Origin of the sequence: Pantoea sp. B9002, from assembly GCF_013385945.1 — a bacterium.
GTDB lineage: Bacteria > Pseudomonadota > Gammaproteobacteria > Enterobacterales > Enterobacteriaceae > Pantoea.
Genome location: NZ_JACAPA010000020.1, coordinates 93,702 through 119,514 on the forward strand (window position 1 = coordinate 93,702; position 25,813 = coordinate 119,514).

Genomic DNA, 25,813 nt, shown 5'->3' on the forward strand with positions numbered 1-25,813 from the left:
TGTTTTTTTCCATGCTGTCACCGCCAACCTGGCGGCGATAATTAATTTAATTGCAGCGGGTATGCGTTTTATTTATATTGCGACATCGATCGGTGGCGAAAACAGGCAGGGAAAGATGGCGGAAAAGGGCACGCAGGAGCTGACAAATCTGATGCAAATCAGGGCATTTAGTCAGGTGGTGGCACAAGGCAGTGTCTCACGGGCGGCAGATGAATTATTTCGCACCCAGTCAGCAATCACCCGCGCCATTCGCGACCTTGAGCTCACGTTAGGCGTGACGCTTTTTGAACGTCACGCCGGTGGCATGATGCTGACTGACTTCGGTAAATGTGTGCTGCCGCGCGCGCTGCGGGCGATTGAGGAGCTGCATCAGGTGCCGCAGCGGCTGGCTAAATTGCAGGGACGCGGTGCGCAGCGCAGCGACGCGGAACCGCTGTGGCTGTTTAACGTGCGTCGGCTGCAAATTTTTATCACGCTGTGTCAGACGCGGCATATGCAGACGGTGGCGGCACGTCTCGGACTCAGCCAGCCGGCGGTGAGCGCCGCGCTGCGCGTGCTGGAAAACGGCGCGGGCATCGCGCTGCTGGAGCGCACGCCGCACGGCATGATGCCTTCGCTGGCCGGGCGTGAAATCGAAGCCAACGTGCGGCGTGCGCTCAATGAACTGCGCCACATTCCGGCCGATATTGCCGCTCGCAGCGGGATACTCGAGGGAACGGTGCGCGTTGGCGCATTGCCGCTGGGCCGCACGCGCATCTTGCCGCAGGCGATTGTGATGCTGACGGCGCGTTATCCGGGCGTACGCGTGGTGACCAGTGAAAGCGCCTTTGGCGTGCTGGCTTCGGAGATGCGCTCGGGCGATATCGATTTTATCTTTGGCGCGCTGCGCCGCGATGAAGATGCGCTGGACGTCACGCGCGAGACGCTGTTCTCCGAACGTATGGTGCTGCTGGCGCGTCACGATCATCCGCTGGTGGGACGTGAGCTTTCTACCGATGATCTGCGCGCTGCGCGTTGGGTGCTGCCGCGTTCGGCCACGCCGGCGCGTTATCTGCTGAATAACAGTTTTCAGGCGATGGGCATTCCGGCGCCCGATCCGGTGGTGGAGACCGGCGATCTGGCGTTGGTGCGCGGCTTGCTGATGCAGTCGGATATGCTGGCGGCGGTCTCCGCTCACCAGCTGGAAGTGGAGCTGGCGTCCGGCGCGCTAGTGGCGCTGCCGGTGCCGTTACCGGATACCGATCGCGCCATCGGGCTGACGGTGCGTGCGGGCTGTCTGCACTCACCGGCAGCGGATGCGTTGATCCGCTGCCTGCGTGAAGTGTGCGGGCAGGATGAGTAATCAGCCGACGCGCGCCGCTTCCATCAACGCATAGCGGTAACCGCGAATGCCGTAGCCGCAGATAACGCCCTGCGCGACGTCGGAAAGATAGGAGTGATGACGGAACGGCTCACGCTTGTGCACGTTAGTGATGTGCACTTCCCACAGCGGCAACGCCACGCCGGTGACCGCATCGCGGATCGCCACCGAGGTGTGTGTCCACGCCGCTGGGTTGATCACCAGCGCCTGCGCCTCCAGCCGTGCCTGCTGAATCCACTCGATCATTTCCCCTTCGTGATTGGTCTGGCGAAACTCAATCGCCACGCCCAGCTCTTCCGCCGTGGCGCGGCACAGCGCTTCGACGCTTTGCAGCGTATCGGAGCCGTAGGTTTCTGGCTCGCGGGTGCCCAGCAGATTGAGGTTCGGGCCGTTCAGTACATAGATGCTTCTCATCGTGACTCCTGTAATTCAGTAAAACCAAACAGCCGCTGTGGCGTGTGCCAAAGCACCTGACGGCGGCTCTTTTCATCGGGGATCAGCTGTTCGATCAGCAGCAGTTGCGTGCCCATATCCATGCGTTCAGTGGCACGCAGGAAGGGCCAGTCCGAACCCCACATGCAATTTTCCGCGCCGAAAGCGTCCAGCAAGGCCAGCAGGTAAGGATGACCATCGCTGAAGGGATACGGCTGTCGGGAGAATTTCGCCAGCCCGGACAGCTTAACGCTGGTGCGCTGCTGACCGGCCAGCGACAGCAGCGCCTGAAAGGCCGGTTGCGCTACGCTCGCGCTGACGTCTGGCCGACCGGAGTGATCGATCAGCAAACGCGTGCGGGTGCGTGACAGCAGCGGCATCAGCGCCAGCAGCTGGTCGTTCTGCACCTGAATCTGGGCAAAGAGATCCAGCTCCGCCAGCCTGCCCATCAGGGCATCAAGCTTTATAAACGGCTCGGTGCCCAGCATCGCCACGTTAAGCGCAATGCCGACGATGCCTTGATCTTTCAGGCTGGCGAGCGTGTCGCTATCCACGTCACGCGGCGTGACGGCAATACCTTTAAAACGTCCTTCACCGCGCTTGATGGTATCCAGCAGGCAGCGGTTATCGGTGTTATATCCCGACGTCGGGCCGACAATCAGCGAGTGGCGGATGTTGTACGCCTGCATCACGGCGCGATAGTAATCCGGCGTCGCCAGCTCGTGTCCGTCCGGGTTATAGGCGCTCTCGGGCGCCCAGGGAAAGTTTACGGGATCAAATACGTGGTGATGACAATCGATGACCGGTTGCGTAAACATCAGTCTGCTTTCCCCGCTACCGAGTAGAGCACCTGCTGATTGCGCGTCTGCTGGAACTGTTCCAGCGTTTCACCGCGCATCGCCGAGTAGATATGCAGGTTAGAGACGCCCACCACCGCACCCAGTTTTTCCAGCAGGAAGAAGCTGACGCCGTAATGGATCATGCCGCGCCAGTCGAGCTGGGTAATCAGCGTTTGCTCTTCAGCGCTTAGCCCGGCTTCCTGATACAGCACCTGCGGAGCTTCGCGGAAACGCTTACGCCACTCTGGCTGAATCATGCGGTGCAGGAAGCGGTTGATGCGCAGCGCTTTCAGGCTGCGCGCCTGGGTGAACGGATAGGTGCCGGGCAGTTTTTCCACGCCGCTGAGCTGCAGGTTGATCTTATCGCGCTGACGCTGATGCACATCGACCGGCGCTTCGCGTGACTGATTTTCGAGGATCAGCGTGGCGATCCCGGTCATCGAAGGCAGATAGTAATCCTGATGCAGTTTCTCGACGTTGGCCGACAGCGCACCGCGCATGATCAGCCACATAATCACTTCCGCACCTTCCAGACCGCCGAGCGTGGCGTATTCAGCCAGCGTCATTTCGGTCAGGCGCTCAGGATCGTTGATCAACAGATCGATAAACTGCGCATCCCATTCGGGGTTGTTGAAGCCGCAGCGCTCGCCGTGTACCTGATGTGAAACGCCGCCGGTCGCGACCACCGCAACGTTCAGATCCTCCGGGAAACTCTCTACCGCGCGCTTCAGCGCCTGGCCAAGTTTATAGCAGCGACGCGCCGTCGGGATCGGGAACTGCAAAACGCCAACCGCCAGCGGAACCACCTGCATCGGCCAGCCGCCTTGCCACGGTGCCAGCGCCGACAGCGGTGAAAACAGGCCGTGATCCAGCGCTTTGTCCTGGAAGAATGACATATCGAACTCATCCGCCATCAGGCTGGCACCAATATGTTGTGACAGCGCCGCATGGCCTTTTACCGGCGGCAGATCGCGCGGGCCGCCGCCTTCATCCGCAACGGCATATTCGTCATCAATGCCCAGCACAAACGCCGAGTAGTGATCAAAAAAGAAGGAGGTAACGTGATCGTTAAACACATACAGCAGCACGTCCGGTTTCTTCTCCTCCAGCCAGCGCTGCATCGGCGCAAAGCCATCGAAAATCGGGGCCCATGCGCCTTCCTGCTGCTTGTTGTGATCAACCGCAAAGCCAATGGTGGGCGTATGGGAAACCGCTAAACCGCCTATGATTTTAGCCATAATTTTTTTGACCTCTACTTCATCGATTATTGAGGGTACGCGACAGGGACGGCAGGTCGTTAAGGTCGATGCCTTTAACCTGACGGGCCACCTGTGCAGGGTGATGTCGGGTGATGGAAAGTGCCGCCAAAACTGCCGGGAGCGACAAAACGATAAAAATGGCTGTTTGCCCAGGGAACACGCCGAGCAGCACGCCGCCCAGCGACGAGCTGATAATGGCGCCGCTGCGACCAATGCCGTGCATCCAGCACACGCCGGTGGCGCGCATTTCAGTGGGATAAAAGGCCGGGGAGAAGGCCTGCAATCCGGTTTGCGCACCGTTGATGCAGACGCCGGCGAAGAACACCAGCAGCGCCAGCACATTCGGGCCAAAGCTCCAGATGCCCTGCGACACCAGGCAGAAGCTGCCCAGCAGATAGAACAGGGCAATCACATATTTCGCTTTGAAACGGTCCATCAGCCCACCGACCATCAGGCCGCCAAAGGTGCCGCCGAGCTGGAATAAGCCCGCCACAATCGCCGCACGCTCTAGCGTTACGCCGCCAGAACGCAGGATGGTTGGCAGCCAGCCGTTAAGCAGGTAGATGACAAACAGCCCCATGAAGTAGGTAAGCCATAACACCACCGTGCCGCCCGCATAGCCGCGGCTGAACAGCTGCAGCACCTGCGCCTTTTTCGGGATGATTGGCGCATTGAGCACAAAGGCGGTGCCAGCGGAGAACTCGCCGCCCAGACGTTTGAGTACCGTGGCAATCTTGTCGCGACTGACTTTGCGCACCACCATGTACATCGCTGATTCCGGCAGCAGCCACAGCAGCAGGGGTAACATCAGCAACGGCAGCAAGCCACCCAAACCCAGCACCGCTTGCCAGCCAAAGTGCGGCAGCATGCCGGCGGCGATGAATCCGCCCAGTCCGGAACCGATATTAAACCCGCTGTACATCACGGTGATCATCAGGCTGCGGCGGCGCTCCGGCATATATTCCGACACCAGCGTGACGCAGTTCGGCATCACCGCACCGAGACCGAGGCCGGTGAGAAAACGTAATACGCCCATCTCCAGCGGCGTGCGGGCGAAAGCGCTCATCAGGCTGAAGCACGCGAAGACGGCAATCGACAGCAGCAGCACGCGTTTGCGGCCAAATTTGTCGGACCACGGACCTGCAATCAGCGCGCCAATCGCCACGCCGAACATCGCGGCACCGAGAATCGGCCCCATTTCCGCATGGCTGATGCCCCAGTCTTCAATCAACGCGGGCGCAATGAAACCCATCGCTGCCGCGTCGTAGCCATCAAACATGATGATGATGAAACACAGGCTGAGGGTCAGCCACTGGTATCCGGTGATCGGGCGGGCGTCGATCCAGCCTTTTACATCGATAATGTCGTGATTGCTCATAGGATACGCTCTGATTTTTTTATTAATGACGTTATCGGGTTGAGATTTTTTTCTGCCCTGACATTGGCCGGGGGCATCACTTTAACCCGATTGCAGGGGTAAGTTTTATAGTTTTTAGCTTTTAAAACAGCTTGTTGCATGTTTTTGTGTTCTTGCTTCCATAACCAAATTAGGGATGGCGTGCGAGTTTGTCTGCCATAAAATGGTTATGAAGGTATGAGTTTTGTTTATTTGGTGAGCTGTGTCGGAAAAATGAGAAAGCGTGTCGAGGTTGAGAAATGGCGGGTATTGGGCAGGGCAGAAGCGCTATTCAGAGCAGGCTGAAGAGCAGAATATTGTCAGAAGGGAAAGCAGCGGAGAGCCGTTGCGGCGCTCTCCGCCAGATATATTACATGCGTTCGACGGTTTTAATGCCCAGCGTATCCAGACCTTGCTTCAGCGTTTTCGCGGTTAACGCGGCCAGCTGCAGGCGGCTCTGACGGATATTCTCGTCCTCGGCGGAGAGAATTGGGCAGTGTTCGTAGAAGCCAGAGAACTGGCCGGCCAGATCGTAGAGGTAAGCACACATCACGTGTGGCGTGCCGTCGCGCGCGACCTGAGTAATCACTTCTTCGAACTGCAGCAGACGCGTGGCCAGCTGCGCTTCACGCTCTTCGGTCAGCACGATGTCGCCGCTCAGGCTATCGGCATCAATGCCGGCTTTGCGGAACACAGACAGCACGCGCGTGTAGGCGTATTGCATGTAAGGCGCGGTGTTGCCTTCGAAGGCCAGCATGTTGTCCCAGTCGAAGATGTAATCGGTGGTGCGGCTTTTTGACAGGTCAGCGTATTTGACCGCGCCGATGCCAACCACTTCCGACAGATCTTTCAGCTCCTGCGCTGACATCTCTGGATTCTTCTCGCTCACCAACGCATGCGCACGTTCTACCGCTTCATCCAGCAAATCGGCGAGGCGAATAGTGCCGCCGCTGCGGGTTTTGAATGGACGACCATCTTTACCCAGCATCATGCCGAACGCGTGATGTTCAAGCGGTACCGATTCCGGCACGTAACCGGCTTTACGCACGATGGTCCACGCCTGCTGCAGATGCTGATGCTGACGGGAATCGATGTAATAGAGCACGCGATCGGCATGCAGCGTTTCGAAACGGTATTTGGCGCAGGCGATGTCGGTGGTGGTGTAGAGATAGCCGCCATCTTTCTTCTGAATGATCACGCCCATCGGTTCGCCTTCCTTGTTTTTGAACTCATCAAGGAAAACTACCGTGGCGCCTTCGCTGGTCACTGCCAGGCCTTTTTCACGCAGATCGGCGACGATGCCCGGCAGCATGTCGTTGTACAGGCTTTCACCCATCACATCTTTGCGCGTCAGCGTCACGTTCAGGCGGTCATACACCAGCTGGTTCTGGCTCATGGTGATATCGACCAGTTTCTTCCACATGCTGCGGCAATATTCGTCGCCACCCTGCAGCTTCACCACGTAATTACGCGCGCGCTCGGCGAAAGCTTCGTCGGCATCGTAGGTCACTTTGGCTTCGCGGTAGAAGGCTTCCAGGTCAGCCAGCGCAATCTCTTCGTGATGTTCGTTCTGCTGCTTTTCCAGATAGGCAATCAGCATGCCGAACTGCGTGCCCCAGTCGCCGACGTGGTTGGCGCGGATCACGTTATGGCCGAGGAACTCCAGCGTGCGCACTGCCGCATCCCCAATGATGGTGGAGCGAACGTGACCGACGTGCATCTGCTTCGCCACGTTGGGCGCGGAGTAATCCACCACGATAGTTTGCGGCGCAACCGCGCTCACGCCAAGACGCGGCAGCTGCAGCGCCTGCGCGGTTTGCGCCGCCAGCCATGCACGATCGAGGAAGATATTGATAAAGCCGGGACCGGCGATTTCGACTTTGCTGGCGATGCCGTTAAGATCCAGATGCTGAATCACCTGCTCAGCAAGTTGTCGCGGTGCCTGACCGAGCTTTTTCGCTACGGCCATCATACCGTTTGCCTGGTAATCACCGAACTGTACCTTCGCAGACTGACGAACCTGAGGTTCGCAATCGGCAGGCGCACCCGCCGCAATCATTGCCTGACTGACTTTGTCGGAAAGAAGAGCCTGAATATTCACCGCGTTACCTTCATATGCTGAAAAGGCCCGCCTGTAGGCGGCGAGCCGATGTCGTCATCCCGCAACTGCGCGGCGGGACGGAAAAATAAGAGGGGAAGTATACGTGAAATGTTAAAGTGAGTCAGCTATTCGGTATCTGATGACAGGCAACATCGGGCCCTCAGCGCCGATTAACGGCGCCGTGGGTGACGACGAGGATTTTTAACGCTTTTGTCTTCACGCACCTTCCAATGGCGGGAAATTGCAAATCCCATTAATGCAATCAGGACCGCGACAACAATGAGCATAGACATAAGGCCGTTCCTTGTAGTTGTGAAACCCAAATTTATAAGAAAGGGTTTCAAGCTGCAATTGTTTGCAACTTAAATAAGAGTTATCTCATTGTATTAACTATTGTGATTAATAACAGATGGTTAGGTCACTTTCATAAAGTAACTGCTGGACCTGATTTGGCGATAAATCCTAAATGAATGGTCTATTTATGCGGTTTTCAGCCTTTTTGGCGATCAAATCGGATGAATCCGACAATTTTGTCAAGCGGAATCAATGGGTAGCAAATTTCATATTGATTAGTAAATTTAAACTGAATTAGGGGTAAGGCATGATGCAGACTCACTTTCCTACGGAATTGGATGATTTAAAACAAGACATGGCTCGTTTTGAGCAGTCGCTGCTGAAATTTTCCGAACGTTTAGGCCTTAGCCTGACTGAACATGAAGCCGATCATGTCGCGGTGCGCTGCCACCAGTTTGCGACAGCAGAACGCTGGAAAGCGGGCTTGTTGCAAATCGGCACACAGTTTTCCGAGGCAATGATCAATGGTCGCCCGATCTGCCTGTTCAAACTGCATCAGCCATTGAACCTGGCGGGCTGGCAAATCGATGTGGTTGAACTGCCGTGGCCGGGCGAAAAGCTGTATCGCCATGAAGGCTGGGAACACGTGGAGATTGTGCTGCGTGGAGAACCGGAAACGCTGGGTGTGCGGGCGATGGCGCTGCTTTCAGATGATGCGCTGACGCAGCCGGGCATCTCGTTTAAAACCAGCGCGCCCAAAGGCGATAACGAGCGTTTGCCCAATCCGACGCTGGCGGTGACGGACGGGCAAACCACGATTAAGTTTCATCCGTGGCGACTGGAAGAGATCGTCGCCAGCGAGCAGGCTTAACGGCGCGCCGCGACCGCTTTTTGCAAACGCGCGACCGCCTGTTCCAGCGTGGCGCGCGTACAGCCAAAGTTGAAGCGCACGAAATTATCGTCGCCAAAATCGTGGCCCGGTGAAAAACCGAGACCGTGCTGCTCGAAGTAATCCATTGGGCTGGCGACATCCAGCTTGCTGGCGTCGATCCAACCGAGATAAGTCGCTTCCGGCGCGACCATCTGCAGTTCTGGCAGCGCATTGACCTGCGCCACCAGCCAGTCGCGATTGGCACGCAGATAATCCAGCTGCGCCGCCAGCCACTCATCGCCATCGCGCCACGCCGCTTCGGCCGCCACCAGCGCCAGAATATCCACGCCAGGCACGATGCCTTCCCGCACACGATTAAAGCGTGCGCGCAACTCTGGATTGGGAATGATCGCCAGCGACGCGCCCAATCCGGCAATATTGAAGGTTTTCGACGGCGATAGCAGCGTGATGCTGCGCTGTGCGGCATCTTCACTTAAGGCCGCAAATGGAATGTGCTGCGCGCCGGGTGACAGCAATAAATCGCAATGGATTTCATCGGAGCAGACGATCAAATCATGCTGCTGCGCAAATGCCAGCTGCGCTTCCAGCTCGTCACGACGATAAACCGTGCCGCCTGGATTTTGTGGATTACACAGCATCAGCAGGCGTTCATTGCCCTGCATCGCGCTATCATCCAGATCCATCACCCAGCGATCGTCTTGTAAACGCAGCGGTAAATTTACCTGCGCGCGGTCAGCCAGCTTTGCTGCGCCACGAAACGGCGGATAAATCGGCGTCGGGGAAACGGTGGATTCGCCAACCTCCGTGAATGCGCGGACCGAAAGATTCAAACCGCACACCACGCCGGGCAATAACACAATCCAGTCCGGCTCAATCTGCCAGTTGTAGCGCTGCGCTAAACGCGAAAGGGTGATATCAATCAATCCGGTTGGCGTTGCGCCATAGCCAAAAACTCCGTGCTCAGCGCGCTGTTTAATGGCCTCAATCACACTCGGCGGCGAACGGAAATCGCTGTCTGCTACCCAGAGCGGCAGCACATCGCGATCACCATATTTGTGCCATTTCAAACTATCGCTGTGACGACGGTCTATCCATTGATTAAAATCGAATGCCATAGTGCGAGTTCCACGTAAACTGTCCAATTAAGTAGACTAACTGAAGCATTCATCCCGAGCCAGAAGTCATGAGAAGGAGCATGGTATGACGAAACTGGAAATTTGTTGCTACGGCATCGACTGCGCAATGACTGCGCAGCTGTCCGGTGCCGATCGCGTGGAGCTGTGCAGCGCACCGCGCGAAGGTGGGTTGACGCCTTCAGCCGGCGTGCTGGAAGCGGCACGACGTGAAATTTCGATCCCGGTACATCCTATTGTCCGTCCGCGCGGCGGCGATTTTTGTTACACCAACTATGAGTTTGAGTCGATGAAATCGGACGTTGCGCTAATGCGTGAGCTCGGTTTCCCCGGCTTAGTGATTGGCATGCTGGATGAAGATGCGCATGTCGATATCGACCGTATGCAGCAGATTATGAAGCTGTGTGACGGCATGGACGTCACCTTCCATCGCGCCTTTGATTTATGCCACAGCCCGAAACGCTCACTTGAGGTGCTGGCTGATTTAGGCATCGCGCGTATCCTGACTTCTGGCCAGCAACAGAGCGCCGAAGCAGGAATTGCATTATTACGGGAACTAAATGAACACAGCACAGGTCCGATTATTATGGCCGGTGCGGGCGTACGTTTGAGCAACATCCAGAAGTTCATCGACAGTGGATTGCAGGAAGTCCACAGCTCCGCCAGCCGTTTAGTCGCTTCGCCGATGCGCTACCGTAAAGCCGGTGTTTCCATGTGCTCCGAAGCGGAAACCGATGAATTCAGTCGCTATTGCGTTGATGGTGATGTGGTTGAAGCCATGAAAAGCATGACGCAGTTGAGCGCCGTCCGGGTAGCCTGAATTCACCCCGATTTTGCCGCGCAGCACGCCAGTCCCAACGACGTGATGTTTGCAAGTACCAACCCCAGTTCTTCTAACTGGGGTTCTTTTTATCTGCCATTCCCGCGGAGATAGCGTGATCGAGTAAATGATGCTTTGATTACGCTATGGCTTCGTACGGATAACCTTCATGAAATCCATCCCTTGTACCGTTTTAATGCTGCTTCTCCCGTACTGCGGTGTCGCGCTGGCGGTCAGCACGGCGTGTCCGCCGATGAGCAAAAACATCACCAGCAGCAACAACTGGATCATGCTGGGCGGCGATGCCAAAGGCGCAGTGCGTCAGGTGGTGGCGGGCGAATTTGGCAAAGATGTGAACTCGCAAAAGCGCGTACTTGGCCAGTTTGATCAGTGCGGCGATTTGATGGTGGCCGATATCTCCTACGACAAAAATGAAGGCAACGTCCTGCTGACGATGGAACAGCATATCGCCCGCGTTCAGCGCGGCTGGGTGGCGGAATATGCCTACATGGTCAAAGTGATCAAAGCGGGACAAGAGGAAGTGGTCGATAACCGTCAGGGCACCATCAGCTGGCAAATCGGGCAGCATGGCAACATCGTCAGCTCATCCGATAAATTCACCAGCATGGGCAAAGATGGCTTTACTGACACTACGTATCGCTATGACAAACAGTTCAGAGTGGAAAAAAGCGTGGCGCGCGGCAGTGATAGCATGACCAACGGCGAAAGCAGCTGGCGCTGGAATCCACAAGGATTGGTGACCTCATCCACCAGCGCGCGCAGCAAAGATACTTACAGCTACGATAACCAGTGGCGGGAACTGCGTTTGAACGGCACCGCGACCACGCCAGTCAGCACGCTGCGATCGGTGGATGAGTGTCAGCTGTGGGATGAAGTGGGCAACTGCACGCTCAGTTATCTGCATGAAACCGAAGTGTTCGCCAAAGGCACCATTGAACGCCATCTCAGCTCCGCTTATAAATACCAATATTGGAACGCACCCAACGAAACCGCCGCACAAGATTAAAGCAAACTACACAAAACCCACATTAAGGCAAATAATCAGGGCCGCGGAGTAAAGCTTCCGCCGCAAGGATGCGGCGGCAGAGTCCACAAGGACGTGTTCACGACGCCTTTACGGAGCGGCCCTGATTCTTTGCCTGGAACGCAGTGAACCAAACAGGGAGCCCGTACATGACACTCATCCTTTCATTCCTCTTCGCCATCACCATCCTCACGCTCACGCCCGGTTTTGATACTGCGTTAGTGCTGCGCTCGGCTGCTGCGCAAGGCTGGAAACGTGCATCTGCCACGGCATTTGGCGTCACGCTGGGTTGTCTGGTGTGGGGCGTTGCGGTGGGTTTGGGCTTGGGCGCGCTGCTGCTGGCCTCGGAAATGGCGTATAACCTGCTGAAATGGATCGGTGCGGCCTATCTGCTCTATCTCGGTGTCAAATTACTCATCAACCCACGCACCCAAGCGGAAGAAGGGCAGCGCGCGCAGAGTAAAGAGCAAAGCTATGTGGCCTGCTTTACGCGAGGACTCTTTGGCAACCTGTTAAACCCCAAAGTCGGCGTGTTCTACGTCACCTTCCTGCCGCAGTTCATTCCGGCGGGCGCTTCGGTGCCGCTGTGGTGTACGCTGATGGCGATGACGCACATGGTGATTGGCTTGGTGTGGAATGCGGTACTGATTGGCAGCAGCCAATACTTTGCGACGCATCTGCGTCGCCCAGCGGTGCTGAAAGTGATGGATCGCCTGACGGGCTGCGTGTTTATTGGCTTCGCCGCGAAGCTGGCGCTATCGCGGCGTTAAACATTACGGCTTGCGCGCGACTAACACGGCGCGCAACGGCGCGGGATAACCTTCAACGGTCTTACTGCTGTCATGCGGATCAAGGAACTCGGCCAGCGACTCGCTGGTCATCCAGCTGGTGCGACGCTGCTCTTGCACGGACGTCACCGCGTAATCCGCGATGCGCACATCGACAAATCCGCACTTCTCTAGCCAGCTCTTCAGCGCCGCCGCAGAAGGGATAAAGTACACATTACGCATCTGCGCATAACGCTCGCCCGGCACCAACACCGCGTTCTCATCGCCTTCAATCACCAGCGTCTCCAGCACCAGCTCTCCGTCACTGACTAACTGATTTTTCAGCTGCATCAAGTGGTCGAGCGGCGAACGGCGATGATAAAGCACGCCCATAGAAAACACGGTATCAAACGCTTGTAACGCCGGCAGTTGCTCAATGCCCAGCGGCAGCAAATGCGCACGACGATCGTCGCCCAACAGCTTACGCACCGCTTCAAACTGGCACAAAAACAGCTGCATCGGATCGATGCCGACCACCAGCTTCGCGCCCGCGCCAATCATGCGCCACATGTGATAACCGCTACCGCAGCCGACATCCAGCACCGTGCGATGCTGCAACGGCGAAATGTGCGGCAACACGCGATCCCATTTCCAGTCGGAACGCCATTCGGTATCGATCTCGGTACCGTACAGCGAATAAGGACCTTTGCGCCACGGCATCAAATTGCGCAGCAGATTCTCAATGCCAAGACGCTGACGATCGGTCAGATCCTCAACATCGGCGCTCACGCTGTGCAACAAATCCAGCTTCTGCGGCGTCAGCAGCGGCAGATAATCAACTGACTTCTCCCAGTCGCGGAACTTACCGTGCAGATTCTCACGCTGCCATGCGGCGACTTGCGCCGGTAACACTTCCAGCCAACTGGCGAGCGGGCCGGTGGCGATCTGCTGATAAAAACGGCCAAACTCAATCATTTCAACGCCACCAACGAACCAAAATTAAAGCACTGGAACCACAACTCCGCATGTTTGAAACCGGCGGTTTTCAGGCGCGCTTTGTGCGCTTCAACGCTATCGGTCAGCATCACGTTCTCCAGCATGCTGCGTTTCTGGCTAATCTCCAGCTCGCTGTAACCGTTAGCGCGTTTGAAATCGTGATGCATGTTAAACAGCAACTCGCCGACATCGGCATCTTCAAAACTAAACTTCTCCGACAACACCAATGCGCCGCCCGGATTCAATCCGTTAACAATCTTCTTCAGCAGCTCAAGACGTGCCGGCGGCTCAAGGAATTGCAGAGTAAAGTTCAGCACCACCAAAGAGGCGTTCTCAATGTGGATATCCTGAATATCCGCTTCGATCACCTGCACCGGCGTATCCGCGCGGAAAGCATCGATGTGGCGACGGCAGCGCTCCACCATCGCCGGCGAATTATCCACGGCAATAATCTGGCAGCCCGGCACATGAATATTACGGCGCACCGACAGCGTGGCGGCACCGAGTGAACAGCCAAGATCGTAAACCTGGCTATTCGGCTGAACGAAGCGTTCTGCCAGCATGCCAATCATCGAAATGATGTTGGAATAACCCGGCACCGAGCGCTGAATCATATCGGGAAAAACTTCAGCTACGCGCTCGTCAAAGGTCCAGTCGCCCAGCTTATCGATGGGCGCGGAAAATAGCGTATCGCGATCAGACATAATGAAAGGTCCGGAGAGAAAACGGAAAGGGCGCTATTTTGGCAGAAACGCGGGCAGGCTGCACCCTTTGCGTTGCGTCTAGAACAGGCTCGATTGCTGCGGCCAGTCGGGCAGATCGCGTAACCCAGGCTCCAGCTGCTGCAACTGTGGCCACAATGCCTGAATCAGCGGAAACACCTCGCCCATATCCGGCGTATGAATAAACAGCAGCGGATCGCTATCCAGCTGCCACGCTTGCAGCTTACTGTGCCACGGCTGAAACAGCGGCACGCTCTCCGCCACGCTATCGCTGCCGATGAAACGCACCATTGGTTGCGACCCGGTGCGCACCGCATGCGGCGGCACGCGCGGCTTTTTCGATCGCGCATCCACGGCAGCGGCGGTTTGTGACGTTGAGGCGTGCACCGGACGGCTATCTAAAATCACCCGATTCACCCCGCGATCCAGTAAACCGCGATTCAGCGCGCGTTCGGCGTCACCTTTGGCAAAAAACGCCTGATGCCGCACCTCAACGCCGTAGCGGAAATTGCGTGGCAAACTGTCGAGAAAAGACCATAGATCGCCGAGCTGAGCCGGAGAAAACGCCGCCGGCAGCTGCAGCCAATATTGACCAATACGCGTGCTCAGCGGATCGAGCAAGCGGAAAAACTCATTCAGCAACTCATCGCAGTCGCGCAGCGCCGCTTTGTGGCTGATGCTATCGGGAAACTTAAAGCAGAAACGGAAATCGTCGTGCGTCATATCGCGCCAGCGCAGCACCACTTCCGGCTTTGGCAGCGCATACAACGTGGTATTGCCTTCCACACATCCAAACAGCTGCGCGTAGTCGGCTAAGGTCTCAATACCGAACTGTTTCCATTGCGCGTGCTGCCATTGCGGTAATCCAATGCGAAGTGTCAACGCGAACTCCTGAATCCTTTAGGGGCGGGAAAGGGCGGCTTAATGTACCCTGTTTTGATGTCGGCAGGAAAAACAGCGCGATAAAGCATAATGTTTTGTCCGCTTTGATCGGGCTCCACTTATCCTGCCTGGGTTTTTCCATTATAATAGCCGCCTTTTTTGCGACAGCATCTCAGAAGGTTACGCGGCCTGATGTTGTCTGGCAGCAGCGGCGAAGTTAAAAGGATACGTTATGCGTACAGAATATTGCGGACAGCTCAATCTGTCTCACGTGGGTCAGCAAGTCACTCTCTGCGGCTGGGTAAATCGCCGTCGCGATCTGGGTAGCCTGATTTTTATCGATATGCGTGACCGTGAAGGTATCGCACAGGTGTTCTTTGATGCCGATCGTCAGGACGCTTTCCAGCTGGCATCTGAGCTGCGTAACGAATTCTGTATCCAGATCACCGGCACCGTGCGTGCACGTGACGAAAAGAACAAAAACAGCGACATGGCGACCGGCGAAGTAGAAGTGTTTGCCCATGAGCTGAACATCATCAACCGCGCTGAACCGCTGCCGCTGGACTCTAACCAGGTCAACAGCGAAGAAGCGCGTCTGACGTATCGCTATCTGGACCTGCGTCGTCCGGAAATGGCTCAGCGTTTGAAAACCCGCGCTAAAATTACCAGCTTCGTGCGTCGCTTTATGGACGACCAGGGTTTCCTCGATATCGAAACGCCAATGCTGACCAAAGCCACGCCAGAAGGCGCGCGTGACTATCTGGTGCCAAGCCGTGTGCATAAAGGTAAATTCTACGCGTTGCCGCAGTCGCCACAGCTGTTCAAACAGCTGCTGATGATGTCGGGTTTTGACCGCTACTATCAGATCGTTAAGTGTTTCCGAGACGAAGATCTGCGTGCCGATCGTCAGCCTGAATTCACCCAGATCGACGTGGAAACCTCTTTCATGACCGCCGAGCAGGTGCGTGAAAAGATGGAACGTCTGATTCGTGAACTGTGGATCAACATCAAAGGTGTGGATCTCGGTGACTTCCCGCAGATGACCTTTGCGGAAGCGATGAACCGTTACGGTTCAGATAAGCCAGATCTGCGTAATCCAATGGAGCTGGTGGACGTTGCCGATCTGCTGAAAAACGTGGAGTTCCAGGTGTTTGCCGGTCCAGCCAACGATGCCAAAGGCCGCGTGGCTGCCCTGCGTGTACCGGGCGGCGCTGCGCTGACGCGTAAGCAAATTGATGAGTACGGCAAATTCGTTGAAATCTACGGCGCCAAAGGTTTGGCGTGGATGAAAATCAACGAACGCGCGAAAGGCTTCGAAGGCGTACAGAGCCCGGTTGCCAAGTTCCTCAGCGCAGAAATTGTTGAAGACATTCTCAACCGCACTGGCGCACAAGATGGCGACCTGATCTTCTTCGGTGCGGACCGCGCCAAAGTGGTGGCGGATGCGCTGGGCGCGCTGCGTCTGAAAGTGGGCCGCGATCTGCAGATCACCGATGATAAAGCCTGGGCGCCGCTGTGGGTGATCGACTTCCCTATGTTTGAGGAAGATGAAGAGGGCGGCCTGGCAGCGATGCACCATCCGTTCACTTCGCCGAAAGACCTGAGCGCAGAACAGCTGGCAACCGATCCAGTTCAAGCGGTGGCCAATGCTTACGATATGGTGATTAACGGCTACGAAGTGGGCGGCGGTTCCGTGCGTATCCACAGCGGTAAAATGCAGCAGACGGTATTCAGCATCCTCGGTATCACCGAAGAAGAGCAGCGTGAGAAGTTTGGCTTCCTGCTTGATGCGCTGAAATACGGTACGCCACCGCACGCGGGCCTGGCATTTGGTCTGGATCGTCTGACCATGTTGTTGACCGGCACCGATAACATCCGTGATGTGATCGCGTTCCCGAAAACCACCGCCGCAGCGTGCATGATGACCGAAGCCCCAAGCGAAGCCAATCCAGCTGCGCTGCTGGACCTCGGCATTCTGGTGGCGCCGAAGAAAGAAAAGACAGAGAACAAGTAATGGGCTTTAAACATCCGGTTTCGGTGTTGGTGGTGATTTTTGCCCGCGATACCGGCCGGGTGTTAATGCTGCAGCGACGTGATGACGACAGCTTCTGGCAATCGGTCACTGGCAGCCTGGAAGCGGGCGAAACCCCGCGCCAGGCGGCTCAGCGCGAAGTGTTAGAAGAACTCGCCATCGATATTGCGCACGAAAAGTTAGTGCTGGACGATTGCCACAAGCAAATCGAGTTTGAGATCTTCCCGCACTATCGCCATCGTTACGCACCGGGCACCACGCACAATCGCGAACACTGGTTTAGGTTGGCCATACCCGCAGAACGCGAGCTGCTGCTCACCGAGCATCTCGCCGCGCGCTGGCTCGAACCCGCCGCTGCCGCAGCCCTCACCAAGTCCTGGAGTAACCGCCAGGCGATTGAAGAATTTATCTGAATGCTCGCCGCCGCGCGTTTTTCCGGTGGCAGTTCAGTTAAATTCCGTGAATTCGACGAAGTTATTCCTTCGTCCCTTAAACCCGGAGCAGGACGTGAAACCTGCACCACTAAAATTGAACAGTCGGGCGTAATCGTCGCAGCGAGGTCGGTTACCGCCAGCGCACAGCAACCGGAGCGTACTTATGTATGTGAGGATTGCGAGCACTGCCGGGAGCCGAGATCGCAAGTAAGATAGCCCGTGCGATTGATAAGATCGGAGATAAAGTAAGATGGCTGGACACAGTAAATGGGCGAACACCAAGCACCGCAAGGCTGCTCAGGACGCTAAGCGCGGTAAAATCTTCACCAAAATCATTCGCGAGCTGGTCACCGCCGCGAAACTGGGCGGTGGCGATGCGGGTTCTAACCCACGTCTGCGCGCAGCGATGGACAAAGCGCTGTCTAACAACATGACGCGCGACACCATGAACCGTGCCATCGCACGTGGCGTGGGCGGTGAAGATGATTCCAACATGGAAACCATCATTTATGAAGGTTACGGTCCGGGCGGCTCAGCGGTGATGATTGAGTGCCTGAGCGACAACCGTAACCGTACCGTGGGCGAAGTGCGTCATGCCTTCACCAAAACCGGCGGCAACCTCGGTACCGACGGCTCGGTTTCTTACCTGTTCAGCAAGAAGGGCGTGATCTCCTTCGCGCCAGGTCAGGACGAAGATGCGGTGATGGAAGCGGCGCTGGAAGCAGGTGCAGAAGACGTTGTGGCTTATGACGACGGCGCGATTGATGTCTTCACCGCGTGGGAAGAGATGGGTGCGGTGCGTGATGCGCTGGAAGCGGGCGGCCTGAAAGCGGACTCGGCTGAAGTCTCGATGATCCCGTCAACTAAAGCCGAAATGGATGCCGAAACCGCGCCGAAACTGCTGCGCCTGATCGACATGCTGGAAGACTGTGACGACGTGCAGGAAGTTTACCATAACGGTGAAATCTCTGATGAGATCGCAGAAACGCTGTAATGGCGTTGCTTAAAACCCCACTCACCGGAGACGCGCTGTGGCGATAATTCTCGGGATCGATCCCGGCTCGCGCGTCACCGGTTACGGTGTTATCCGCCAAACCGGCCGCCAGCTTACCTATCTGGGCAGCGGCTGTATCCGCACCAGCGTCACCGATTTGCCGACGCGCCTCAAACTGATCTACGCGGGCGTTAGCGAAATCATCACGCAGTTTTCACCCGACTACTTCGCCATCGAGCAGGTGTTTATGGCGAAGAACGCTGACTCAGCGCTGAAGCTGGGCCAGGCGCGCGGCGCGGCGATTGTCGCGGCAGTGAATCATGATTTGCCGGTGTTTGAATACGCGGCGCGCCAGGTAAAGCAAACCATCACCGGTACCGGCGGCGCAGAGAAAAGTCAGGTGCAGCACATGGTGCGAACCTTGCTGAAACTGCCGGCCAATCCGCAGGCGGATGCCGCCGATGCGCTGGCCATCGCCATTACGCATTGCCATATGAGCCAAAATGCGGCACGTATCAGCGATACGAAATTGGTGATGACGCGCGGGCGCATGCGTTCGGGTTAGCGGAAACGAAACGCTAAGTTAGGCTGGATATTCATCCAGCCTTTTTTATGCTATAAACTCAGGCTTACTAACAGATTAAGGAACTGCTCAGGTGATTGGTCGTTTACGAGGCAACATTCTGGAAAAACAGCCGCCGCTGGTGTTGATTGAGGCGCACGGTGTCGGTTATGAAGTGCACATGCCAATGACCTGCTTTTACGAGCTGCCGGAGATCAATCAGGAAGCGATCATCTTTACGCAGTTTGTGGTACGTGAAGATGCGCAGCTGCTGTTCGGTTTCAATAACAAGCAGGAACGCACGCTGTTCCGCGAGCTGGTAAAGGTGAATGGCGTTGGGCCAAAACTGGCGCTGGCGATTCTGTCTGGCATGTCGGCCCAGCAGTTCGTGACCGCCGTTGAGCGACAAGAGATTGCCTCCCTGATCAAACTGCCGGGCGTGGGTAAAAAAACCGCCGAACGTTTGATTGTGGAGATGAAAGACCGCTTTATTGGTATGCACGGCGATCTGTTTGGGGGTGATTCAACCTTCACGTTGACCACGCCTTCCGCCGCACAAGACAATAACGATGCTGAAGCCGAAGCGGTTTCAGCGCTGGTGGCCCTCGGCTATAAACCGCAGGAAGCCAGCCGTATGATCAGCAAAGTCGGTAAACCGGATGCGGATTGCGAAACCCTGATTCGTGAAGCCCTGCGCGCAGCTATTTGAGGTAAAGCATGATTGAAGCCGATCGTCTGGTGTCGGGCAGTTCCTTTAATGAAGAAGAAACGCTCGACCGTGCCATTCGCCCCAAGCTGCTGACGGAATATGTTGGCCAGCCTCAGGTGCGCGAGCAGATGGAGATTTTCATTCAGGCTGCGAAACTGCGTGGCGATGCACTCGATCATCTGCTGATTTTCGGCCCGCCGGGATTGGGTAAAACCACGCTGGCTAACATCGTTGCTAACGAAATGGGCGTCAATCTGCGCACCACGTCCGGCCCGGTGCTGGAAAAAGCCGGCGATCTGGCGGCGATGCTCACTAACCTTGAACCGCATGATGTGCTGTTTATCGATGAGATCCATCGCCTGTCGCCGGTGGTGGAAGAAGTGCTGTATCCGGCGATGGAAGATTATCAGCTAGATATCATGATCGGTGAAGGTCCGGCGGCGCGTTCGATTAAGCTCGATCTGCCGCCGTTTACCCTGATTGGTGCCACGACGCGCGCCGGTTCTTTAACATCGCCGCTGCGCGACCGTTTCGGCATCGTGCAGCGCCTTGAGTTCTATAACGTGCCCGATCTGCAGCACATTGTGGGCCGTAGCGCGGCCTGTCTTGGCCTGGCGCTGAGCGAAGAGGGCGCGTTGGAGATAGCGCGTCGTGCGCGCGGAACGCCGCGTATCGCTAACCGCCTGCTGCGCCGCGTGCGTGACTTTGCGGAAGTGCGCGCCAACGGCAACCTGAGCGGCGAAGTGTCAGCCAGCGCGCTGGATATGCTTAACGTCGACAGCCAGGGTTTCGATTACATGGACCGCAAACTGTTGCTGGCGATTATCGATAAGTTCTCGGGTGGTCCGGTGGGCTTAGATAACCTGGCAGCGGCGATTGGTGAAGAGCGGGAAACTATCGAGGATGTGATTGAACCCTTCCTGATCCAGCAAGGATTCATTCAACGCACACCGCGTGGCCGAATGGCAACGCAGCATGCTTACAAACATTTTGGTATCAGTCGCGAAGAGTAAACCGGCGTTATGCCGCCGGTTTTTTTGCCATGCTGATGATGAACAATACCGCCGCGCTTAACACCACCGAAGGACCGGCTGGCGTATCGTAGGTGGCGGAGAAGGTCAGCCCGCCGGTCACCGCGATAATACCGGCAATCACCGCAAAACCGGCCATCTGTTCCGGCGAACGCGAGAAGCGACGTGCCGTCGCCGCCGGGATAATCAGCAGCGAGGTAATAATCAAGGCTCCGACAAACTTCATCGCCACGCCGATGGTTAATGCGGTCACCAGCATCAACATCAAACGCGTGCGCTGAATGTTAACGCCATCCACCTGCGCCAGCTCCGGGCTGATGGTCATCGATAACAGTGAATTCCACTGCCACGCCATCACTGCCAGTACAATCGCTACGCCGCCGCCCATCATCCACAAATCATCAGGCGTCACCGCCAGCAGATCGCCAAACAGGTAAGCCATCAGGTCGACACGCACACCTTGCATCAGACTGACAACCACTAAACCCAGCGACAGCGCGCTGTGCGCCATGATGCCGAGCAGCGTATCGATAGCCAGATGCGGGCGTCGCTCCAGCCACACCAATCCCAACGCCAGACACACGGTCACCAAAATCACCGCATAGTAAGGATTGACGTTGAGCAGCAAACCAAACGCCACGCCCAGCAAGGATGCATGCGCGAGAGTATCGCCGAAGTAAGACATGCGACGCCACACCACAAACGAGCCAAGTGGACCGGCCGCCAGCGCCAGCAACACGCCGCCCAGCCAGCCAGGTAATAACAGTTCAATCATGACGGGCCATTTCCTTTGCGCAGAACAATGCGTCCCTGTAAATCGTGACGGTGATTATGATGATGACGATAAATCGCCAGCTGCTGCGCGCCGCGTGGGCCAAACATCGCAATAAACTCGGGATGTTGTGACACCGCTTCCGGCGTGCCGGAACAGCAGATGTGATGGTTGAGACACAGCACTTCGTCAGTTTTCGCCATCACCAGATGCAGGTCGTGTGAAACCATCAGCACGCCGCAGTTCAGTTCGCGGCGCAGCTGGTCGATCAAATCGTACAGCGCAACCTGGCCGTTGACGTCAACGCCTTGTGTCGGCTCATCCAGCACCAGCAGCTGAGGTTCATTGAGTAATGCACGCGCCAGCAGCACTCGCTGGGTTTCACCGCCAGAGAGTTTTTGCAGCGTCGCATGCAGCAGATGCCCAGCCTGCACGCGTTTTAACGCCGGCAAAATGGCATCGCGTTTGGTGCCGCGCGACAGGCGCATAAAGCGTTCAACGGTGATCGGCAACGTTGGGTCGATGTGCAGCTTTTGCGGCACGTAGCCAATACGCAAATCAGCGGCGCGCTTGACGCTGCCACTGGTGGGTTTGAGCAGCCCCAACACCGCGCGAACCAGCGTGGATTTACCCGCGCCGTTCGGGCCGAGCAGGGTGAGAATTTTCCCCGGCTCAAGTGCGAGGCTAATGCCTGAGAGCACCGGACGCTGGGAGAATTTCACAGAAATGTTTTCAAGTGTGACAAGTGGCGGCATGTTATTTACGGGTTGCATTGAATTTCGAATGTTATAATATCACATTCCATCAACGGGTCACGATGGAATGACGTATTATGTTACACAATAAAAAGCGCCTTATTTTCACCCTTACTGCTGCGGCATTTGCCGCCACAAGCACGTTTTCCGCGCACTCAGCGGTGGTTGCTTCAATTAAACCTCTCGGATTTATCGCAGCGGCTATCGCAGATGGTATTACGCCGGTTGAAGTATTGCTGCCTGATGGCGCATCAGAGCATGATTATGCCTTGCGTCCTTCTGATGTAAAACGTATTAAAAACGCAGACTTAGTAGTGTGGACAGGCCCAGAGATGGAGGCATTTCTTACTAAGTCAGCGGCCGAATTACCCGCCAATAAAAACCTCGAAATTGCCGCATTGCCCGGCATAAAACCGCTTTTGATTAGCGGCGACGATGACGATGAGGAACATGAGCACGGTCACGATCATGATCACGACTCAGAAAATTCCGAAGACCAAGACATGTCTCATGCGCATCACCACCACGGACAGTTTAATATGCACCTGTGGATGTCCCCTGACATGGCCTTACAATCTGCGGTTGCAATCCATGGAAAATTATTGGAACTTATGCCGCAAAGCAAAGCCAAACTTGACGCTAATCTGCAGGAATTTAAGGCAGAATTAGCCGATGCAGACAAACACATCGGCGCGCAACTCGCGCCTGTGCGGAACAAGGGTTATTTCGTTTTTCACGACGCTTACAGCTACTTTGAAAAACACTACGGTTTATCACCTTTAGGTCATTTTACCGTCAATCCTGAAATCCAGCCGGGCGCCCAGCGTTTACATCAAATACGAACACAGTTGGTTGAGCAGAAAGCCGTTTGCGTTTTCGCTGAACCACAATTCAGACCGGCCGTCATCGATGCCGTGTCCCGTGGAACTTCCGTACGTAAAGGCACGTTAGATCCGTTGGGTATGGACATCAGCTTATCCAAAGACAGCTACGTGAAATTTCTTTCACAGCTGTCGAGCCAGTATGCGAGCTGCCTGAATGGAGCATGAGGAATAGGTAAAAGTGCAGCAGATAGCCCGCTCTGTCGCCCTCGCATTTAATAATTTGCCGCGCCCCCACCGCGTAATGCTGGGTTCATTAACCGTTGTCACGTTGGCCGTCGCAGTATGGCGGCCTTACGTTTACCATCCGCGCGATGTTGCGCCCATCGTGAAAACCATCGCGTTGGACAAAGACGAACTGCGCACGCTGTTGCCCGAAGCCAGCGAGCCGATTGATCAGACAACGGAAGAACCGTCCGACGATATTCCTGCTGACGACATCGATAAAGACGTCCCGGACAATCCTAACGTACATGATTACACCGTCTCTTCAGGCGATACGCTGAGCAGCGCATTAAATCAGTACGGCATTGAGATGGGCGATATCAACGCTCTGGTTAGCAGCGATAAAGATCTGCGTAATATGCGCGTTGGTCAGCAACTGAGCTGGACGCTGGATGCGGATGGACAACTGCAAACCTTCAGCTGGGAAATCGATCGTCGTGAAACCCGTACTTATCAGCGCTCCGCCAACGGCAGCTTTAAGATGCAGCAGGAGCTGCAGAAGGGTGAATGGCAAAATAACGTTCTTAAAGGTGAAGTGCGCGGTAGCTTTGCTGCCAGCGCCCAGCGTGCCGGCTTGACCAGCGCCGAAACCAGCAACGTGATTAAAGCGATGCAGTGGCAGATGGATTTCCGCAAATTGCGCGCCGGTGATGACTTCAGTGTGCTGATGTCACGTGAAATGCTCGATGGCAAAAGCGCCCAAAGCCAGCTGTTAGGCGTGCGTTTACGCACCGGCGGCAAAGACTATTACGCTTTCCGTGCGGAAGACGGCAAGTTCTACGATCGCAACGCGTCTGGTTTAGCGCGTGGCTTTATGCGTTTCCCAACGGTTAAGCAGTATCGTGTCTCTTCCAACTTCAATCCGCGCCGCCTTAATCCGGTAACCGGCCGCATTGCACCACATAAAGGTGTGGATTTCGCGCTGCCGATTGGTACGCCTGTATTAGCCGTGGGCGATGGTGAAGTGGTGATGGCGAAAAACGGCGGTGCTGCCGGGAATTACGTGGCAATTCGTCATGGTCGTCAGTACATGACGCGTTACATGCACCTGAGTAAAGCACTGGTGAAACCGGGGCAAAAAGTGAAACGCGGCGATCGTATTGCGCTGTCGGGTAACACCGGACGTTCAACCGGCCCGCATCTGCACTATGAAGTATGGATCAACAATCAGGCGGTGAATCCATTGACGGCAAAACTGCCGCGCATGGAAGGTCTGACCGGTAAAGATCGCAGCACTTACATGGCGCAAGTCAAAACCTGGTTGCCGCAGTTGACGTTGAAATAACGCATAATTGCGCGTAACACTTAAAAACCGACGGATTCTTCGTCGGTTTTTTGCTATCTGGCGCATGAAGATTGCAAAATTAACCATCGTCACTATTATTGACCGGTCATTGTCAGAGGCGAGTGCATGGAAACCCGAAAGAAAAATAACAGCGAGTTTATTCCCGTTTTTCAACGTTCTTTTTTAAAGCCGAAATACTGGGGAAGTTGGTTGGCGGTTGGCGCGCTGGCCGGCATGGCATTACTTCCCGCCAAAGTGCGCGATCCGATTTTGGGCGGATTGGGCAAGTTCGCCGGTAAGCTGGCGAAAAGTGCGCGCCGCCGTGCGCTGATCAATCTCTATTATTGCCTGCCGGAATTGAGTGAAGCGCAGCGCGAAGAGATTGCTGATCGTATGTTTGCCACCGCACCGCAGGCGATGGCGATGATGGCCGAATTGGGCATCCGTAATCCCGAGCATGTACGCAAGCGTGTTGACTGGCACGGCCGGGAAATCATTGAGCAACTGCAGGCCAATAAAGAAAACGTTATATTCTTAGTGCCGCACGGTTGGGGCGTGGATATTCCAGCCATGCTGCTGGCGTCTGAAGGCCAGATGATGGCGGCGATGTTCCACAATCAAAGCGATCCGTTAATGGATTATCTGTGGAATACCGTGCGACGCCGTTTTGGTGGCCGTATGCATGCCCGTAATGACGGCATTAAGCCATTTATCGCGTCGGTGCGTCAGGGTTATTACGGCTATTATTTGCCGGACCAGGATCACGGCCCGGAACACAGCGAGTTTGTGGATTTCTTTGCTACTTACAAAGCCACATTGCCCGCAGTGGGCCGCTTGATGAAAGTGTGCCGCGCACGCGTGGTACCGCTGTTCCCGGTGTATAACAGTGAAACCCATCGCCTGGAAATCTATGTGCGTCCGCCAATGGATGACTTGCTGGATGCTGATGACAATACGCTTGCGCGTCGCATGAATGAAGAAGTTGAAGTCTTTGTGCGCCCGCATCCAGAACAGTACACCTGGATTCTGAAGTTGCTGAAAACGCGGAAGGAAGGGGATATCGAACCTTACGTGCGCAAAGATCTTTATCCTAAGAAGTAAATCAACAGTCGCCATTTATGGCGTAATGCGGCTCAGTAAAGCATTAGTTTGCATATGTATGCAGGTGCGCATGAAGGTACAAACCGGGCTGATG

At 55.8% G+C, this 25,813-nt stretch carries 26 protein-coding genes; 14 read left to right on the forward strand and 12 right to left on the reverse strand.

The features are described from left to right. Positions 1–115 precede the first annotated feature (115 nt). Positions 116–1,342, forward strand: a complete 1,227-nt coding sequence (locus HX773_RS12370; RefSeq protein ID WP_176971731.1) for a LysR family transcriptional regulator — start codon at positions 116–118, stop codon at positions 1,340–1,342. Here the strand turns inward: HX773_RS12370 and aroQ are convergent, their stop codons facing one another. The 6 genes from aroQ to HX773_RS25930 all read right to left on the reverse strand — a co-directional run bounded on the left by aroQ (position 1,343) and on the right by HX773_RS25930 (position 7,680). Then, positions 1,343–1,774 (reverse strand): type II 3-dehydroquinate dehydratase, encoded by a 432-nt coding sequence (gene aroQ, locus HX773_RS12375; protein ID WP_176971732.1) that lies wholly within the window; start codon positions 1,772–1,774, stop codon positions 1,343–1,345. Further along, the gene (locus HX773_RS12380; RefSeq protein WP_176971733.1) at positions 1,771–2,610 is read right to left on the reverse strand and encodes an amidohydrolase; all 840 of its coding nucleotides are present in this window, start codon (positions 2,608–2,610) and stop codon (positions 1,771–1,773) included. Before HX773_RS12380 ends, aroQ begins: the two co-directional genes overlap by 4 nt. Further along, a complete protein-coding gene (locus tag HX773_RS12385) occupies positions 2,610–3,869 on the reverse strand; it encodes a gallate dioxygenase (RefSeq protein ID WP_176971734.1) in 1,260 nt (419 codons plus the stop codon). Before HX773_RS12385 ends, HX773_RS12380 begins: the two co-directional genes overlap by 1 nt. 19 nt (positions 3,870–3,888) lie before the next feature. After that, positions 3,889–5,268 carry an aromatic acid/H+ symport family MFS transporter gene (locus HX773_RS12390; RefSeq protein ID WP_176971735.1) on the reverse strand — a complete coding sequence of 460 codons (1,380 nt, stop codon included), beginning with the start codon at positions 5,266–5,268 and terminating at the stop codon, positions 3,889–3,891. A 388-nt stretch (positions 5,269–5,656) separates the two neighbouring features. Continuing rightward, positions 5,657–7,387 carry an arginine--tRNA ligase gene (argS, locus tag HX773_RS12395; RefSeq protein ID WP_176971736.1) on the reverse strand — a complete coding sequence of 577 codons (1,731 nt, stop codon included), beginning with the start codon at positions 7,385–7,387 and terminating at the stop codon, positions 5,657–5,659. Between the two features lie 170 nt (positions 7,388–7,557). Continuing rightward, a complete protein-coding gene (locus HX773_RS25930; protein WP_007889544.1) occupies positions 7,558–7,680 on the reverse strand; it encodes a hypothetical protein in 123 nt (40 codons plus the stop codon). Between the two features lie 311 nt (positions 7,681–7,991). Here HX773_RS25930 and HX773_RS12400 point away from each other — a divergent pair, with 311 nt between their 5' ends. Then, on the forward strand, positions 7,992–8,552 hold the full coding sequence (locus HX773_RS12400) for a VOC family protein (RefSeq protein ID WP_176971754.1): 561 nt from the start codon (positions 7,992–7,994) through the stop codon (positions 8,550–8,552). Here the strand turns inward: HX773_RS12400 and HX773_RS12405 are convergent. Continuing rightward, positions 8,549–9,688, reverse strand: a complete 1,140-nt coding sequence (locus tag HX773_RS12405; RefSeq protein WP_176971737.1) for a MalY/PatB family protein — start codon at positions 9,686–9,688, stop codon at positions 8,549–8,551. The genes HX773_RS12400 and HX773_RS12405 overlap by 4 nt on opposite strands. Positions 9,689–9,773: 85 nt before the next feature. Here HX773_RS12405 and cutC point away from each other — a divergent pair, with 85 nt between their 5' ends. The 3 genes from cutC to HX773_RS12420 all read left to right on the forward strand — a co-directional run bounded on the left by cutC (position 9,774) and on the right by HX773_RS12420 (position 12,341). Next, positions 9,774–10,526, forward strand: coding sequence for a copper homeostasis protein CutC (cutC, locus tag HX773_RS12410; protein ID WP_176971738.1), 753 nt, complete (start codon positions 9,774–9,776; stop codon positions 10,524–10,526). A gap of 169 nt (positions 10,527–10,695) precedes the next feature. Beyond that, positions 10,696–11,553, forward strand: a complete 858-nt coding sequence (locus HX773_RS12415; protein WP_176971739.1) for a hypothetical protein — start codon at positions 10,696–10,698, stop codon at positions 11,551–11,553. Between the two features lie 167 nt (positions 11,554–11,720). Beyond that, a complete protein-coding gene (locus HX773_RS12420) occupies positions 11,721–12,341 on the forward strand; it encodes a LysE family translocator (protein WP_176971740.1) in 621 nt (206 codons plus the stop codon). Positions 12,342–12,344: 3 nt separating this feature from the next. Here the strand turns inward: HX773_RS12420 and cmoB are convergent, their stop codons facing one another. The 3 genes from cmoB to HX773_RS12435 all read right to left on the reverse strand — a co-directional run bounded on the left by cmoB (position 12,345) and on the right by HX773_RS12435 (position 14,938). After that, complete coding sequence (cmoB, locus tag HX773_RS12425; RefSeq protein ID WP_176971741.1) at positions 12,345–13,313, reverse strand: tRNA 5-methoxyuridine(34)/uridine 5-oxyacetic acid(34) synthase CmoB; 969 nt, start codon at positions 13,311–13,313, stop codon at positions 12,345–12,347. Then, positions 13,310–14,038, reverse strand: a complete 729-nt coding sequence (gene cmoA / locus HX773_RS12430; RefSeq protein WP_097097065.1) for a carboxy-S-adenosyl-L-methionine synthase CmoA — start codon at positions 14,036–14,038, stop codon at positions 13,310–13,312. The genes cmoB and cmoA overlap by 4 nt, the downstream gene beginning before the upstream one ends. A gap of 78 nt (positions 14,039–14,116) precedes the next feature. Continuing rightward, the gene (locus tag HX773_RS12435) at positions 14,117–14,938 is read right to left on the reverse strand and encodes a DUF72 domain-containing protein (protein ID WP_176971742.1); all 822 of its coding nucleotides are present in this window, start codon (positions 14,936–14,938) and stop codon (positions 14,117–14,119) included. 232 nt (positions 14,939–15,170) lie between these two features. On the opposite strand from HX773_RS12435, the gene aspS reads away from it, so the two are divergent. From aspS to ruvB, 6 genes are all read left to right on the forward strand, one after another. Next, on the forward strand, positions 15,171–16,952 hold the full coding sequence (gene aspS, locus HX773_RS12440) for an aspartate--tRNA ligase (RefSeq protein ID WP_176971743.1): 1,782 nt from the start codon (positions 15,171–15,173) through the stop codon (positions 16,950–16,952). Beyond that, positions 16,952–17,383, forward strand: a complete 432-nt coding sequence (gene nudB, locus HX773_RS12445; protein ID WP_176971744.1) for a dihydroneopterin triphosphate diphosphatase — start codon at positions 16,952–16,954, stop codon at positions 17,381–17,383. The genes aspS and nudB overlap by 1 nt, the downstream gene beginning before the upstream one ends. 271 nt (positions 17,384–17,654) lie before the next feature. Next, positions 17,655–18,398, forward strand: a complete 744-nt coding sequence (locus HX773_RS12450; RefSeq protein WP_007889557.1) for a YebC/PmpR family DNA-binding transcriptional regulator — start codon at positions 17,655–17,657, stop codon at positions 18,396–18,398. A 37-nt stretch (positions 18,399–18,435) separates the two neighbouring features. Further along, complete coding sequence (ruvC, locus tag HX773_RS12455) at positions 18,436–18,963, forward strand: crossover junction endodeoxyribonuclease RuvC (RefSeq protein ID WP_176971745.1); 528 nt, start codon at positions 18,436–18,438, stop codon at positions 18,961–18,963. Between the two features lie 91 nt (positions 18,964–19,054). Continuing rightward, positions 19,055–19,669: a Holliday junction branch migration protein RuvA gene (gene ruvA, locus HX773_RS12460; RefSeq protein ID WP_007889559.1), complete on the forward strand. Its 615-nt coding sequence runs from the start codon at positions 19,055–19,057 to the stop codon at positions 19,667–19,669. Positions 19,670–19,677: 8 nt separating this feature from the next. Continuing rightward, positions 19,678–20,682: a Holliday junction branch migration DNA helicase RuvB gene (gene ruvB, locus HX773_RS12465; RefSeq protein WP_007889560.1), complete on the forward strand. Its 1,005-nt coding sequence runs from the start codon at positions 19,678–19,680 to the stop codon at positions 20,680–20,682. A gap of 7 nt (positions 20,683–20,689) precedes the next feature. On the opposite strand, the gene znuB is transcribed toward ruvB, so the two are convergent. Together znuB and znuC are read right to left on the reverse strand one after the other, a co-directional pair. Further along, the gene (znuB, locus tag HX773_RS12470; protein ID WP_176971746.1) at positions 20,690–21,475 is read right to left on the reverse strand and encodes a zinc ABC transporter permease subunit ZnuB; all 786 of its coding nucleotides are present in this window, start codon (positions 21,473–21,475) and stop codon (positions 20,690–20,692) included. Next, positions 21,472–22,227, reverse strand: coding sequence for a zinc ABC transporter ATP-binding protein ZnuC (gene znuC, locus HX773_RS12475; protein WP_176971747.1), 756 nt, complete (start codon positions 22,225–22,227; stop codon positions 21,472–21,474). Before znuC ends, znuB begins: the two co-directional genes overlap by 4 nt. 77 nt (positions 22,228–22,304) lie before the next feature. On the opposite strand from znuC, the gene znuA reads away from it, so the two are divergent. The 3 genes from znuA to lpxM all read left to right on the forward strand — a co-directional run bounded on the left by znuA (position 22,305) and on the right by lpxM (position 25,719). After that, positions 22,305–23,276: a zinc ABC transporter substrate-binding protein ZnuA gene (znuA, locus tag HX773_RS12480; RefSeq protein ID WP_176971748.1), complete on the forward strand. Its 972-nt coding sequence runs from the start codon at positions 22,305–22,307 to the stop codon at positions 23,274–23,276. 13 nt (positions 23,277–23,289) lie between these two features. Then, positions 23,290–24,618, forward strand: a complete 1,329-nt coding sequence (mepM, locus tag HX773_RS12485) for a murein DD-endopeptidase MepM (protein ID WP_176971749.1) — start codon at positions 23,290–23,292, stop codon at positions 24,616–24,618. 126 nt (positions 24,619–24,744) lie between these two features. After that, the gene (lpxM, locus tag HX773_RS12490) at positions 24,745–25,719 is read left to right on the forward strand and encodes a lauroyl-Kdo(2)-lipid IV(A) myristoyltransferase (RefSeq protein WP_176971750.1); all 975 of its coding nucleotides are present in this window, start codon (positions 24,745–24,747) and stop codon (positions 25,717–25,719) included. The last annotated feature ends 94 nt before the right edge of the window (positions 25,720–25,813 follow it).

Bases quoted from the DNA above. Each gene is read 5' to 3' on its own strand.
- nudB (WP_176971744.1), top strand. From the start codon at position 16,952: ATGGGCTTTAAACATCCGGTTTCGGTGTTGGTGGTGATTTTTGCCCGC.
- znuB (WP_176971746.1), bottom strand. From the start codon at position 21,475: ATGATTGAACTGTTATTACCTGGCTGGCTGGGCGGCGTGTTGCTGGCG.
- HX773_RS12450 (WP_007889557.1), top strand. From the start codon at position 17,655: ATGGCTGGACACAGTAAATGGGCGAACACCAAGCACCGCAAGGCTGCT.
- HX773_RS12390 (WP_176971735.1), bottom strand. From the start codon at position 5,268: ATGAGCAATCACGACATTATCGATGTAAAAGGCTGGATCGACGCCCGC.
- HX773_RS12405 (WP_176971737.1), bottom strand. From the start codon at position 9,688: ATGGCATTCGATTTTAATCAATGGATAGACCGTCGTCACAGCGATAGT.
- aroQ (WP_176971732.1), bottom strand. From the start codon at position 1,774: ATGAGAAGCATCTATGTACTGAACGGCCCGAACCTCAATCTGCTGGGC.
- znuC (WP_176971747.1), bottom strand. From the start codon at position 22,227: ATGCCGCCACTTGTCACACTTGAAAACATTTCTGTGAAATTCTCCCAG.
- znuA (WP_176971748.1), top strand. From the start codon at position 22,305: ATGTTACACAATAAAAAGCGCCTTATTTTCACCCTTACTGCTGCGGCA.
- HX773_RS12420 (WP_176971740.1), top strand. From the start codon at position 11,721: ATGACACTCATCCTTTCATTCCTCTTCGCCATCACCATCCTCACGCTC.
- HX773_RS25930 (WP_007889544.1), bottom strand. From the start codon at position 7,680: ATGTCTATGCTCATTGTTGTCGCGGTCCTGATTGCATTAATGGGATTT.
- cmoB (WP_176971741.1), bottom strand. From the start codon at position 13,313: ATGATTGAGTTTGGCCGTTTTTATCAGCAGATCGCCACCGGCCCGCTC.
- HX773_RS12370 (WP_176971731.1), top strand. From the start codon at position 116: ATGGCGGAAAAGGGCACGCAGGAGCTGACAAATCTGATGCAAATCAGG.
- HX773_RS12415 (WP_176971739.1), top strand. From the start codon at position 10,696: ATGAAATCCATCCCTTGTACCGTTTTAATGCTGCTTCTCCCGTACTGC.
- HX773_RS12380 (WP_176971733.1), bottom strand. From the start codon at position 2,610: ATGTTTACGCAACCGGTCATCGATTGTCATCACCACGTATTTGATCCC.
- HX773_RS12400 (WP_176971754.1), top strand. From the start codon at position 7,992: ATGCAGACTCACTTTCCTACGGAATTGGATGATTTAAAACAAGACATG.
- cmoA (WP_097097065.1), bottom strand. From the start codon at position 14,038: ATGTCTGATCGCGATACGCTATTTTCCGCGCCCATCGATAAGCTGGGC.
- cutC (WP_176971738.1), top strand. From the start codon at position 9,774: ATGACGAAACTGGAAATTTGTTGCTACGGCATCGACTGCGCAATGACT.
- lpxM (WP_176971750.1), top strand. From the start codon at position 24,745: ATGGAAACCCGAAAGAAAAATAACAGCGAGTTTATTCCCGTTTTTCAA.
- HX773_RS12385 (WP_176971734.1), bottom strand. From the start codon at position 3,869: ATGGCTAAAATCATAGGCGGTTTAGCGGTTTCCCATACGCCCACCATT.
- aspS (WP_176971743.1), top strand. From the start codon at position 15,171: ATGCGTACAGAATATTGCGGACAGCTCAATCTGTCTCACGTGGGTCAG.
- ruvB (WP_007889560.1), top strand. From the start codon at position 19,678: ATGATTGAAGCCGATCGTCTGGTGTCGGGCAGTTCCTTTAATGAAGAA.